This window comes from Ornithinibacter aureus, from assembly GCF_009858245.1.
GTDB classification, from domain to species: domain Bacteria; phylum Actinomycetota; class Actinomycetes; order Actinomycetales; family Dermatophilaceae; genus Fodinibacter; species Fodinibacter aureus.
In genome coordinates, this window is the sequence record NZ_VMSB01000001.1 from 691611 (window position 1) to 704004 (window position 12394).

At 70.9% G+C, this 12394-nt stretch carries 10 protein-coding genes and 4 tRNA genes; 2 read left to right on the forward strand and 12 right to left on the reverse strand.

From position 1 onward, the window contains the following. Nucleotides 1-24 precede the first annotated feature (24 nt). Nucleotides 25-801 carry a TetR/AcrR family transcriptional regulator gene (locus C8E84_RS03365; protein WP_159899481.1) on the forward strand — a complete coding sequence of 259 codons (777 nt, stop codon included), beginning with the start codon at nucleotides 25-27 and terminating at the stop codon, nucleotides 799-801. A 722-nt stretch (nucleotides 802-1523) separates the two neighbouring features. Here the strand turns inward: C8E84_RS03365 and C8E84_RS03370 are convergent. The 11 genes from C8E84_RS03370 to C8E84_RS03420 form a co-directional block, all read right to left on the reverse strand. Beyond that, nucleotides 1524-1600: transfer RNA gene (locus C8E84_RS03370), tRNA-Val, on the reverse strand. Nucleotides 1601-1663: 63 nt separating this feature from the next. Beyond that, nucleotides 1664-2107: a TIGR02611 family protein gene (locus C8E84_RS03375; RefSeq protein WP_246196752.1), complete on the reverse strand. Its 444-nt coding sequence runs from the start codon at nucleotides 2105-2107 to the stop codon at nucleotides 1664-1666. After that, nucleotides 2104-2946: an aminotransferase class IV gene (locus C8E84_RS03380; RefSeq protein ID WP_211675372.1), complete on the reverse strand. Its 843-nt coding sequence runs from the start codon at nucleotides 2944-2946 to the stop codon at nucleotides 2104-2106. The genes C8E84_RS03375 and C8E84_RS03380 overlap by 4 nt, the downstream gene beginning before the upstream one ends. Before the next feature lie 3 nt (nucleotides 2947-2949). Next, nucleotides 2950-3993, reverse strand: coding sequence for a chorismate-binding protein (locus C8E84_RS03385; RefSeq protein ID WP_246196753.1), 1044 nt, complete (start codon nucleotides 3991-3993; stop codon nucleotides 2950-2952). 29 nt (nucleotides 3994-4022) lie between these two features. Beyond that, nucleotides 4023-4673: a nucleoside/nucleotide kinase family protein gene (locus C8E84_RS03390; RefSeq protein WP_159899483.1), complete on the reverse strand. Its 651-nt coding sequence runs from the start codon at nucleotides 4671-4673 to the stop codon at nucleotides 4023-4025. Between the two features lie 52 nt (nucleotides 4674-4725). Further along, nucleotides 4726-5238 (reverse strand): flavodoxin family protein, encoded by a 513-nt coding sequence (locus tag C8E84_RS03395; RefSeq protein WP_159899485.1) that lies wholly within the window; start codon nucleotides 5236-5238, stop codon nucleotides 4726-4728. A 213-nt stretch (nucleotides 5239-5451) separates the two neighbouring features. After that, nucleotides 5452-5525: transfer RNA gene (locus C8E84_RS03400), tRNA-Val, on the reverse strand. Between the two features lie 66 nt (nucleotides 5526-5591). Beyond that, nucleotides 5592-5662: transfer RNA gene (locus tag C8E84_RS03405), tRNA-Cys, on the reverse strand. A 23-nt stretch (nucleotides 5663-5685) separates the two neighbouring features. Next, nucleotides 5686-5758: transfer RNA gene (locus C8E84_RS03410), tRNA-Gly, on the reverse strand. Between the two features lie 164 nt (nucleotides 5759-5922). Further along, nucleotides 5923-7074 (reverse strand): YihY/virulence factor BrkB family protein, encoded by a 1152-nt coding sequence (locus C8E84_RS03415; protein ID WP_159899487.1) that lies wholly within the window; start codon nucleotides 7072-7074, stop codon nucleotides 5923-5925. Between the two features lie 88 nt (nucleotides 7075-7162). Then, the gene (locus tag C8E84_RS03420; protein WP_159899489.1) at nucleotides 7163-8125 is read right to left on the reverse strand and encodes a polyphosphate kinase 2 family protein; all 963 of its coding nucleotides are present in this window, start codon (nucleotides 8123-8125) and stop codon (nucleotides 7163-7165) included. An 82-nt stretch (nucleotides 8126-8207) separates the two neighbouring features. Between C8E84_RS03420 and C8E84_RS03425 the strand changes: the two genes are divergently transcribed. Next, the gene (locus C8E84_RS03425) at nucleotides 8208-8948 is read left to right on the forward strand and encodes a dihydrofolate reductase family protein (protein WP_159899491.1); all 741 of its coding nucleotides are present in this window, start codon (nucleotides 8208-8210) and stop codon (nucleotides 8946-8948) included. 40 nt (nucleotides 8949-8988) lie between these two features. Here C8E84_RS03425 and C8E84_RS03430 read toward each other — a convergent pair whose 3' ends face one another. Next, nucleotides 8989-12342 carry a S8 family serine peptidase gene (locus C8E84_RS03430; protein WP_159899493.1) on the reverse strand — a complete coding sequence of 1118 codons (3354 nt, stop codon included), beginning with the start codon at nucleotides 12340-12342 and terminating at the stop codon, nucleotides 8989-8991. Between the last annotated feature and the right edge of the window lie 52 nt (nucleotides 12343-12394).

Consider the following 12394-nt stretch of genomic DNA (forward strand, 5'->3'; position numbering starts at 1 on the left):
GGGGGTTTCTGCTAGCGTCCGGCCATGGATGTGACGCAGGCACCACCGGACCGGCGCCGGTCGCGCTGGGACGAGCACCGCCTCGTCCGCCGCGCCGAGCTCGTCGAGGCAACCCTGCTCGCCATCCGCACCCACGGTGCCGGGGTCGGGATGGACGAGGTCGCCGCCACCGCCCGCACGTCCAAGACCGTGTTCTACCGGCACTTCACCGACCGCGCCGGCCTCTACACCGCAGTCGCCGAGCGGGTCGACGCCACGATCATCCGCGACCTGACGAGGGCCGCAGCCGACCCGGCATCCGACGACCCGGCATCCAAAGGTTCACCGGACGACAACTCGCGCGATGGCGGACGCGCCGTCATCCGAGGGGTCATCGCCGCGTACCTGCACCTCGTCGAGGACGACCCGCAGGTCTACCGCTTCATCGTCAACGCGCCGATGGTCCCCGCCGGTGAACGGCCCGAGGGCGACGTCGCCGCGGGCATGACCGGGCGGATCGCCACGCACGTCGCCGAACTCGTCGCGGGTGGCTTGGCCAGCGGTTCCGGCAGTCCATCAGGTGCGGCAGGATCCGCAGATTCGGCCGATGTGTCCCTACCTGCCCTCGACGCCCGGGCGTGCCAGCTGTGGGGGGTGGCGCTCGTCGGCATGGTTCGCGCGGTCGCGGACTCGTGGATGGCCGAGGGTGGCGCCCGGAACGGCCCCAGCAGCGACGACCTCGCCGATCAGCTCACCGCCCTGGTCTGGGACGGCCTGCGCGACGTCGCGGCGAACGCCCGATCCAGCTCAGGCGGGCCCTGAGGAGCTGGGGGGCAGGTTGGGCGCTCGCCACACGGCGTGCAATGACGTGGCCTCGCGCAGGACGGCGTGGACCCGCCGGCGAGATCGGAGAGTGCCGGCGATGACCAAGACCCATGACGAAGTCGCGGCCACCGACCGGTCCCGTCCGATGCGGTGGCGCAGACCTCGGTGCTGACGGGCGCGGTGCCGAGCGTGGTCGCGTTGACCGCGTCCTTCAGGCCTGCGAGCTCTGACGCGGACAACCTGCCGCGTGTGATCGGCTCAGGGCCGGGTCTCGTGCTGACGCCTCCCCCGAGCTTGGTCCACGACCCATCCGCCAAGATCTGTACCTCGCTGCGGCATGCGCTGCGGCACAGAGTCCGCCCTGGACCACGAGGGCGGCCAAGGGCGGGGTCGACGGTGCGGGAAGCACTGCCAGTTCAGACCTCCCGGCCGAACCCGACCGGGCCTGGGTCGACGCGTGGCTGCACCGATCCCACCTCGAGTACTGGAGTTCGTGACCGGGACGCGAACCCTCGGATACTTCGCATGGCAAACAGGGCGTACGCCTGGGAAGGCATGCCATGCGAACCGGGCGGAAGCCTCATGGGGAGGGAAAGTCGTGGTGGAAGTGGAGGGGTCCGATTCGGGGCAAGAAGGGCCACGATCCGACACGTATCCGACCGCCGGACGAGCGACACAGCCCCTGATCCGCGTTTCCGCAGTTCAGGGGCCGTGCGTCGTGGTGGATGTGGAGGGACTCGAACCCCCGGCCTCTCGCGTGTGAAGCGAACGCTCTAACCAACTGAGCTACACATCCGGACGCCGTGAACGGCGTGCCCGAGGATATACGCCCCGTCGCGCCCGGCGGAAATCGGCCCCCTCACAAGCCCGGGACGTTGCCCTCCAGCCAGGTCGCCATCGACGTCGGGACGAACCCGGGGACACCGCTGACCGCCATCAGCGCCCACAGGACGCAACCGACGAACGCCGCCGTCGCCAGACCGACGAGCCCCTTGACCCACACCGGCTGAGGGCGCAGCCACTGCTCCCACGCCCGCACCTTGGCCTTGACGAAGTCGAGCAACCGCGCAGCCTTCTCGAACTCCGAGGCCCAGATCGCGATGCCGGCGATGACGATCAACCACCCCGGCCCGGGCAGAGGAACGAGGGCGAGTCCGCCGAGCAGCAGGACGAGCCCGACGACGAACACGGCGCTGCGGTAGATCCGGCGCGACGTGGGGTTGGCGCGGATGGCGCGGCGCCAGGCCCAGTCGTCCTCGTCGTTCGCATCACGTAGGACGTGCCCGCGCTCCTGCGGCGTCACGGATCGATCCCCTTGGCGGCGTGCCGGGCCCACACCTCACGGGCCGCTGTCGTGACGGGCCCCGGCCCCCCGAGCTCGCGACCGTCGACCGCGGACACCGGGAAGACGTCCTTGATCGACGAGGTGAGGAACACCTCGTCCGCGTGCTCCAGCACGTCGAGGGGCATCGCCTCCTCGACGATCTCGAGCCCGTCTTCTCGGCACCACTCGAGCACGAGCTCACGGGTGATGCCCGCGAGGCATCCACTGTCCAGTGGCGGGGTGCGCACGGTGCCGTCGAGCACGACGAAGACGTTGCTTCCGGTGGCCTCGCACAACTCACCGCGGGTGTTGGCGAAGATCGCCTCGACGGCACCGCGCTCCTTGGCGTAGGCGAGGGCGATGACGTTGTCGGCGTACGACGTCGTCTTCAGCCCGGCGGTGGCAGCCCGCTCGTTGCGCACCCACGGCACGGTGACCACCGCCCCCTGCGTCTCCGGGCGGGCCTGCTCGACGGCGGTGACGATGTGCGTCAACGGCGAGTCATGCCGATCCGAACCCAGTGGTCCCTTGCCGCCGGTCACCGTGAAGCGCAGCCGACCGAAGTTGATCGGCACCCCGTCGAGGACGGCGCGGATGCCGTCCTGAATCAGTGCGTGGTCGGCCGGGGGCAGCCCGAGGCCGGCCATCGTCCGGTCGAGGCGCCGCAGGTGGCGCGTGACGGCGAACGGAGCGCCGCGGTCGATCTTGGCGGTCTCGAACGCGCCATCCCCCACCGTGACCCCGTGGTCGACCGCGCTCACCGCGGGGGTGTCGGCGTCGACGAGTTCCCCGTTGACCCAGATCCTGATGTCAGTCATGCGTCACACTTTCGCACGCTCAGGTGCCTCCCCCTCGGCGAGGGCGACGAGACGCGCCGCCTTGAGTTCGGTCTCGGCCCACTCACCCTGTGCGTCGCTCCCCCAGGTGATGCCGGCACCGGTTCCGAATCGCAGCACTCGTCGGCCGTCGCCGTCGCGGGCGACCCAGAAGGTGCGGATGCCGACGGCGAGTTCCGCCTCGTCCCGGTCGATGTCGATCCACCCCACGGCGCCGCAGTAGGGGCCACGGGCGACCGGTTCCAGGTCCGCGATCGCGAGCAGCGCGGTGTGCTTGGGCGCCCCACTCACCGACCCCGGTGGGAAGCTGGCGTCGAGCAGCTCGCGCCACGTGGTGCGTGGCCGCAACCGACCCGACACGTCCGACACCAGGTGCACGAGACCGGGGTGCTCCTCGACCCGGCACAGGTGGTCGACGGAGACGGTGCCCGGCCGGCTGACGTGGCCCACGTCGTGGCGCACGAGGTCGACGATCATGACGTTCTCGGCGTAGTCCTTCGGCAGCAGCAGCTCAGCGGTCGTCGCGGTGCCCTTGATGGGCCGCGACGTCACCAGGTCGCCCGCTCGCAGCAGGTAGGCCTCCGGAGAGGCACAGGCGAGCTCGAGACCCGCCTCGGGCAGGTTGATCGTCGCCGAGTACGGCGCGGGATTTCCCGCGGCGAGGCGGTCGCCGAGCACCGCGATGTCGGCCCCCTCGGCGAGGTCGTGCTCGAGCACCCGGCAGAGGTTGACCTGGTAGACCGTCCCGGCCGCGATGCGCCGCCGGATCTCCGAGACGCCCTCGACGTACGCCGTCCGATCCAGACTCGTGCGCCACGGGCCCGACAGCGCCGGCCACGCCCCGGCATCCGAGCGCTCTTCGCCGCGTGGTGCTGGCTCGGTGCGGTCGACGTCGTCCATCCGCACGGCGGTGAGACCACCCTCGAAGGTGATCACCACCACCCAGAAGCCACTCGTGAGGTCGTCGATGTCGTGGCTGACGGCGCTGGGACCGCGGGCCACGAGCGACGTGAACCTCGCCTCCGACACGCCCGCATCGTATGCCGTGAGCCGTCACCTCACCCGGTGCTCACGTCCAGATCGGCCCTCCCGAGAGTGGCGCGAATGACGGCAGCGTTGGGTTCATCGACGCTCGCCACCCAGGCCACCGCCTCGGCAGGCGTCCTGCCGTACCGCACGTGGCGGGCGATGAGCCGCTCGGTGCGCGTGGCCGCATCGACCCGCACGGCCCACACCTCGTCGAGCAGCTCCCCCACCTGCGCCCAGGGTTCCTCGTCGACGAGCAGGTAGTTGCCTTCGGTGACGACGACCTCGGTGCCCGGTGGCACGGGGATCGCTCCCGCGATGGACTCCTCCACCGACCGGTCGTACATCGGCGCCCACACCGTGTCCGGGCCCTCCGCACGAATCCTCGCCAACAGGGCTGCGAAGCCCGCGGCGTCGAAGGTCTCGGGGGCACCCTTGCGCTCCGCCACACCGAGGGAGGCGAGCGCGACGTTCGCGAGGTGGAAGCCGTCCATCGGCAGGAGCACCGTGGGACACCCGTGCTCGGTGAGTGTGGTGACGACGGATGCCGCGAGCGTGGACTTGCCTGCGCCCGGCTCCCCCGCGATGCCGATGATGACCACCCGGCCACCCTTGACGGTGCGCAACGCGAGAACCCGGTCGACCAGGTGCAGGTGATCGACGGGATCGGTGTGCTCGGTCATCGGCAAGCCTCCAACGTCAGCGGTGACGGCCGACGTTAGCCCAGTGAACCCCTCAGACGGGCGTCGGCACCGACGCCGCGACGGCGGCTCCCCAGACCCGGGCGTGCTCGAGTTCGCCGTCGGCGAGGGGCCCCTGGACGTCGAGCACGTAGAAGCTCTGCGGGGCGATCGCCTGCGAGAACCCGTGCCGGCGCCCGGCGCGGGCCGCGCTGTGGGCCGCCGACCCGGGCAGGCGGCGCACCCTGGTCACCCTGGTGTCGAAGGCCGCGAACCACCGGCCGTGCTCGTCCGGCAGGCTCGCGAGCCACTCGCGCAGCCCGGTCGCCACCGAGCCCTGCGACGCCCCTTGGACCCGGGCATCGCGCCTCGTCGCCTCCCTGCTCATGGAGAACGCGTGGGTGGGGCCACCGGCAATGACGAGGTCGACTCCCTGAAGGTCAACGGGCGCCGCGGTCACCTCGACGAGATTGACGGACATGACCTCGGCGACACCGTCCGCGACCGCTCGCGCGACCTTCCCGGAGTTGCCGAACATCGATTCGTAGACCACCAGTGCCCGTGCCATCGTGCGTGCCTTCCCGGCCCGGGCGTGGAGCCCGAAGGGCCACCTCCACGCTACGCCGCAGGTGGCGAGCCGAACGCTCGCACGGCTGTCTCGTCGGTCACGGTCGACGCCCCCTGTGACACCCGATGTCTGCCGTCGCAGTCAGGTGAACGCCCCGAAAACCACCCCGAACGCCACGAAGCCCGCCAGGGATCTGGCGGGCTTCGTCGAGGGTGGACGCGAGAGGACTCGAACCTCCGACCCCCACCGTGTCAAGGTGGTGCGCTAACCATCTGCGCTACGCGTCCGTGGGTCGTGCGGTGATGCTGTTGTGGATGCTGCCGTGCTGGGTGGTGCTGATCGGGTACTTCTCGAGGTGGAGACGGGATTTGAACCCGTGTACGCGGCTTTGCAGGCCGCTGCCTCGCCTCTCGGCCACTCCACCATGTTCGGGGCGGCTAACCCTCGAGCGGATGACCGGGTTCGAACCGGCGACCTCAACCTTGGCAAGGTTGCGCTCTACCAACTGAGCTACATCCGCGCGCGTCCGTGCGGCTCTTGCGAACCGCGCTTGGCGTGCTCGCAGACATTATCCGACAGTCGATGGGATCGCCAAACCGGGTCCCCGTGGCCACTCCCCGGCCCGCTTCCCGACCGGGCCGAGGCCACTCCCCGACGGCTTCCCCACCGCGTGCGGGCCAGCGCTCAACCCTGCGAGTCGCCCCGGCGACCGGCACCGACTGCCTCCGCCGCGGCATCCGCGCCGTCACCGCGCGAGGCCCGCGAGATCGGCGTCATCGGGCCTCGAGCGGCCTCCCGCAGCCCCGACAGGCCGAGGTCGTCCTCGTCGAGCGCGAGCCCGGGGCCGTAGCCGTCGAAGGGGTCGTCCCAGCCCGAGGTGGTGCGTGGCGCCGAGCGGCGGCGCCAGTGGCCACCCACCCAGGCGCCGAAGCGCTCGTGCAGGCTGCGGTTCTCCTCCACCGGCCACAGCTCACGGATGGCGGCATTCGCGGCGGCACCGATGAGCACGGCGATGGCCAGGGCGTAGAGCCAGATGAGCAGCACGATCGGAGCCGAGAGCGGCCCGTAGATGGACGTACCCCCGAGGGATGCGGCGATGGTCCCGCGCACGACGAAGGAGGCGAGGATCCAGATCAGCAGGGTGACGACGGCCCCGGGAGCGTCACGAAGCCACGGCGAACGTCGCGGCGTCGACACGTGGTACAGGCTGGTCAACCCCCCGACGACGAGGAGCGTGACGAGCGGCCAGTAGAGCATCGTGAGGGCATCCCACGGGTCGGGCAGTATCTCGCCGAGCAGGGTGGGGCCGAGCAGCACGAGGGGGATCGTCACGATGCCGAGGACCAGCGCCAGCAGGTACAGCGAGAACGACAGCGCCCTCGTCTGGACGATGCCGCGCACCCCCGACTGGCCGTACATGATCGAGATCGTGTCGACGAAGACGTTGAGGGCACGGGACCCCGACCACAGCGACAGCACGAAACCCAGGGAGATGAGGTCGAAGCGCCCGTCGGTGAAGACGTCGTTGATCGTCGGACCGAGCGTGGAGTTGATGATGTCCTCGGTGAGGAAGCGCGACGCGTAGTCGTTGATCGCGTCCCGAACCTGCTCCACGGCCACCGGCCCGAGGGCGGTTCCGAGGTAGCCGAGGCCGCCGAACAGCCCCAGGACGAGCGGGGGCAGGCTGAGCAGGGCGAAGAAACCCGCCTCGGACGCCAGGCCGGTCACGCGGTAGCGCAGGCAGATGCGCGTGGTCACGACGACGAGCCGGGCCAGGGGCAGCAGGCCCGGGACCTGTGCGAGCAGGCGGCGCAGGCGCCGTTTCGCATCGGTCATGGGGCAACGGTAACCGCCGGGCCCGCGAGAACCGCGGACATCAGGGCTGCACCACGGGTTGCTCCGAGGCCTCTGACCAGGTTCGCCCTCAGGGCGAGAGCGCCAGGCGGGCCTTCTCCGCCTCGACGTCGAAGTCGGCCGCAGGCCACTGGGGGTCAATCGCCTCGAGGTGTTCCAGGAGCAGATTCGTCACGGCGAGGCGGGCGTACCACTTGTTGTCCGCCGGCACGACGAACCACGGCGCGGCGGCCGTGGAGCACTTCTCGAGGGCTGCCTGGTAGGCCTGCATGTAGTCCGCCCAGTGCATGCGTTCGTCGATGTCGCCGGGGTTGTACTTCCAGTGCTTGTCCTCGCGGGCGAGTCGTTCGGTGAGGCGGGCCTTCTGCTCGTCGCTGGAGATGTGCAGCATGACCTTGATGATCGTGGTCCCCGCCTCGACGACTCCCGCCTCGAAGGCGTTGATCTGCGCGTAGCGGCGCGACCACGTGGACCGTGGCACCAGGTCGTGGACCCGCACGATGAGCACGTCCTCGTAGTGGCTGCGGTCGAAGACGCCGATGTCGCCCGGTGACGGCAGCGCCCGCCGGATCCGCCAGAGGAACGGGTGTCGCTTCTCCTCGGCGGTCGGTGCCTTGAACGAGGTGATCTCCACCCCTTGCGGGTCGACGGCACCCACGACGTGACGCATGATGCCACCCTTGCCGGAGGTGTCCATGCCCTGGATGACGAGCAGCACCGAGCGCTGCCCTCCCCCCTTGGATTCGGCGTAGAGCCGCTCCTGGAGGTCACTGGTGCGCGCCTGGAGCTCGGCCATGACGGCCTCACCGGCCGCCTTGTCGCCGGTGAACCCCGGCGTCGAGGCCGGGTCGAGGTCGGCGAGGTCGAAGCCGGGCCCCACCCGCAGGACGTGCGACCACGCCTCCGCGTGCACCGCCTCGTCCTGGCGGGCCTTGGCCGCCTTCTGGCGCTTCTTCTCGGCCTTCTTCGCGGCCTTGCCGGTCAGCTCGGCCTTCTCGACGGACTTCTTGCTCTTCTTCGCACCCTTGCCCATCGCCGCATCCTTGCAGACCCGATGCCTCGATGGCCCGGAATCTTCGAGGTCCGCGAGCCTGGTTCCCTGCGACACTCACGGCATGCGAGTCCTCCTCGACCCCCGCCGCCCGTCGCACCCGGGCGCACGCGTCACCGCGGCTGAGCTGGCCGACCTCTACGCCTTTCCCCGCCGTCGCTGGGTGCGCTCGAACTTCGTGAGCACCCTCGACGGTTCGGCTGTCGGGGCCGACGGTCTGAGCGGCAGCATCAACACCCCCGCCGACAACCGGGTGTTCGCCCTGCAACGATCGCTGTGCCAGGCGGTGCTCGTCGGAGCCGGGACCGTGCGGGCCGAGGGGTACGAGCGCCTCGAACCCACCCGGGCCCGGCCGGTGCCGCCCGCTCTGGTCGTCGTCAGCGCCTCCGGTCGGGTCCCCGAAGGGTTGCGCACCCCGACCGCCGGACGTGGCGCGGGTGTGCTCGTCACCTGTGAGTCGGCTGGTGAGCGCGCCCTGGCGCGTGCTCGCAGCGTGCTCGGTGCGGATGCCGTGCTCGTCGCCGGGGGTGCCCAGGTCGACCTCGCGCGCGCGCTGGACGCCCTCGCCGAGCGCGGGCTCGGTCAGGTCCTCTGCGAAGGCGGTCCCAGCCTGTTCGCCTCGGCCCTGTCGGCCGGGGTCGTCGACGAGGTCGCCCTGTCCCTGGCCCCCACGGTCGTCGGAGGGGACGGCACGCGGGTGACGAGCGGACCGTCGCTCGGTGACGCGGACGGCATCCACCTCACCCCCCGCCTCCTGCTGGAGGAGGCGGGCACGATGCTCGGACTCTGGCGAGTTCGGACCTGAGGGGCGGTGGGGGTGGGCAGGCACCCACCCCCCACCGGCGTCACCCGACTCGAAGCGTCTGCGGCACGCTGATCGTGCCCTTGACCAGCGGTGACGTGGCCGTGGGTGCGAGGACGTAGCTGCCCGCCCGCGAACTGGACGCGTGGTAGGTGATCTGGACCGAGCCGCCGGGCGTGGGTGCCGTGGCGTTGACCCGCCACGTCGAGCCCTCTCCACCGACATAGGCCGCGCCACTGGTCCCGTCACGGTTCTCGGCCCCTTGGCTGAGCCCGTCGACGCCGGCGCCGGCCATCGCTTCGTGCGCGATCGTGACGTCCTCACCCGCGCCCGTCTCGATCCAGACCTGGAACGTGTTCGCCAGGCCCTGGCTGTAGGTCGGCACCGCGGCGTAGTCGACGACGAGCCAGGTCGTCGTTCCGTCGGTCAACGATCCGATGCGGACGGCGCCGCTCGCACCGGGGTTCAGGTCGCTCCAGAACGGCGCCACGATGTTGTTGGGCCGGTTGGTCGAGGGGATGGGGGCCGCCACGTAGTCGACGTCCGCAGCCGTCCCACCACCGATGACGACGTACCCGTTGGAGACGACACCGATGCGGGTGTACACCTCGCTGCCGTAGCTGAACGAGGGGACGTTGAAGTTCACGATCGACTCATCACCCATGCCCGAGATCGGGGCGATGCCGAACGCCGAGAGCGGCAGGTAGCCCCCGGCCGGCGTCTGCCCAGCGGGAATGGCCGCGACCGAGGTGATGGTCGGCGGCAGGGCGGGCGTGAGCGTGCCGCTCCACGTGAACCCGCTCGAGGTGCCCGTGGCCGGGGCGCTGACCGAGCTGATGTCCACCCGGCTCGGCGCGGCGAGCGAGAGGTTGACCGGAGCCGGGGCGGCGCTGTTGTTCGTGAGGGTCACGGTGCACGCGGCGTCCTGGTTGCGCGCGAGGTCGGTCGGCTCACACGTGTGCGTCATCGGGACGACGCTGTCGGCCACGCGTGCGGTCACCGGCAGCACGATCCCCGGGGTGCGCTTTGCCGTCGACCTCAACGTGACCTGGCCGAAGGCCCAGCCGTCGGGGGCGGCCGTGCCGTCGACGGTGATCGTGATCGTGCGCGTCCCACCGGCAGGCACGGAGAACGACGTCGGCGACACGCTGACCTTGAGGCCGTTGGCGCCCGTGGCGCTGGCCTTGAACGGTTGGTCGCGCGTGGTCGTGTTGGTGAGTGTCCGCTGGGTGGTGATGGCGCCGGGCAGCGGGTTGGCCTGGATGCTCGGCAGGTTCAGGTCGATGCGGTCCATGGCAGCGACCCCGTAGAGGTTGTGGGGGGTCTCGCTGATCGTCGCGACAGCCGCGACGGCCGCATCGACCCGCATCGAGCCGGCACCGCGGTCGAACGGGTCGGCCGGGGTGACGCCGTCCTCCTTGAGGACGTCCTGCGTCGAGGAGGTCATCAGGGCCGACTTGATCTGGCCGGGGGTCCACGTGGGGTGCGCCGCCTTGACCAGTGCCGCGGCCCCGGCGAGGTGCGGGCTCGACATCGAGGTGCCGGCGATGGCCTGGAAGAGCTGTCCGGGCGGGCCGCCGTCAGGCGTCAGGGGGGTCGGGGTGTGGCCCGCGAGGATCTGCACGCCCGGGGCGGTGATGTCGGGCTTGAGGAAGTCACCGAGCGGGCCACGCGAGCTGAAGCCCGCCATGACGTCGCCCCGCACCGTGGCCGGCGCTCCGGCCGCCCAGGTCGCGGTGGCACCGGGGTTGGCTGCCAGGAAGGCCACCACGTCGTCGTTCGGGCTGTCCAGGTGCACGGTCGGCACGAAGTGGTTGTCGGTCATCGTGCCGCGCTCCGTGGCGTTGAGCATGATCATCCCGCTCGCGCCGCCGAGGGAGGCGTTGTAGCCCTTCGCGATCCGGCCGTTGCCGCCACGAGTGCACACGACGACCTTCCCGGTGAGCGAGCCGGCCGGGAACGCGGTCTGGCAGAGCGCGCCACCGGTGTAGAACGGCACCTCGGTCGGCAGGACGACCGGGAGGCCGGAGACTCCCGCCGTGATCGTCGAGCCCACCTTCGACAGGGTCGCCCCGCTGGCACCGGTGAGCGTCAGCCGGGACTCGAAGTGGCGGTCGGACGTCGACGCACCGACGGTGGTCACCCAGGGACCGCCGTGGTTCGCGGTGGCCGCGCCCGGGCCGTCGTTGCCGGCCGAGGCGTTGACGCTGATGCCTGCCGCGGTGGCGTCGAGGAAGGACAGCTCCACCGGGTCGGTGTAGGGGTTGGCGCCGCCACTGATCGAGAAGTTGATGACGTCAACGCCGTCGATGATCGCCTGCTGCACCGCATCCACGGAGTCCGAGCTGTAGCAGCCCTGGTCCAGGCAGACGCGGTAGGCGATGACCGAGGCACCGGGCGCGATGCCGGAGACCGCTCCGCGGTCGACGCCGAGGACGGTGGCGCTGGCAACAGGGCTCCCGGCCGCGGTGGTTGCCGTGTGCGTGCCGTGGCCGTCGGCGTCCCGGGCCGAGCAGCCGCTGGCGTTGCAGTACTCGCCGGGGACCGCCCCGGTCGCGGCGAGGTAGGTGTCGAGGAACACGTGTGCACCGACGAGCTTGTCGTTGCAGGTGAACTCGTCGCCGAGGCCGGCGCTGCCGTCCCCGAACTCGCACGCGAACGGCCCACCGTCCGGGGGGTCGATGCCCGGGTCCGCCAACGAGGGGTGCTCGGGCCAGATGCCCGAGTCCAGGATGCCGACGAGCACGCCCTCCGCTGCGGTGCTCGACCCGCCGAGGGACGGCCACACCTTCGTCGCACCGACGAACCGCGGCGAGGAGTCGGTCTGCAACTGCTCGAGCGTGTCGCTCTGCACGGCGACCACGCCGTCGACGGCCAGGAGGTCCTTGGCCTTGTTGGCGGGCAGCCGCACCGCGACCCCGCCAAAGGCGGTGGTGAACGAGCGCCCGACCTTCGCGGCCGGAACGGCCTTCCTGATGTCCTTGGCCGCGCTGGCCACCACCGCGTTCGCGTGCTTGGTGTAGGCCGCAACCGCAGCCTTGTTCGCCTCCAAGGGCTTCTTGGTGGCTGCGGGGCTGGTTGCCTTCAGGCCCTTGACCCCACCCGTGTACGACGCGACGGGGTCGAGGTCGAGCTTGACCATCACCGCCACCACGGCGTCGTCCGTGCGCTTGAGCAGCGCCGGGTCGCTCTGGGCGACCTTGCCGCTCGCCGACTTCGCGGCGTCGAACTGCGACTCGACCGCCGTGATCGCGCTCGTCGTGAATCTCGAGGGATCGGGCGCGGAACCCGCTGCCGGCGACGCCTGCGCGGTGCTGGCCAGACCTCCCGCGAGGACGACGGCGATGACCGCGGTGGTCACCGCCAGCGGACGGATGGACGAGGTGTGTCGTGCCACGTGGTTCCTCCGGGCGACGAGCCCCGAGGGCGACCCGGGGCACCAGGTGGGG

Bases quoted from the DNA above. Each gene is read 5' to 3' on its own strand.
- C8E84_RS03420 (WP_159899489.1), bottom strand. From the start codon at position 8,125: ATGGGCAAGGGTGCGAAGAAGAGCAAGAAGTCCGTCGAGAAGGCCGAG.
- C8E84_RS03390 (WP_159899483.1), bottom strand. From the start codon at position 4,673: ATGACCGAGCACACCGATCCCGTCGATCACCTGCACCTGGTCGACCGG.
- C8E84_RS03380 (WP_211675372.1), bottom strand. From the start codon at position 2,946: ATGACTGACATCAGGATCTGGGTCAACGGGGAACTCGTCGACGCCGAC.
- C8E84_RS03365 (WP_159899481.1), top strand. From the start codon at position 25: ATGGATGTGACGCAGGCACCACCGGACCGGCGCCGGTCGCGCTGGGAC.
- C8E84_RS03415 (WP_159899487.1), bottom strand. From the start codon at position 7,074: ATGACCGATGCGAAACGGCGCCTGCGCCGCCTGCTCGCACAGGTCCCG.
- C8E84_RS03395 (WP_159899485.1), bottom strand. From the start codon at position 5,238: ATGGCACGGGCACTGGTGGTCTACGAATCGATGTTCGGCAACTCCGGG.
- C8E84_RS03425 (WP_159899491.1), top strand. From the start codon at position 8,208: ATGCGAGTCCTCCTCGACCCCCGCCGCCCGTCGCACCCGGGCGCACGC.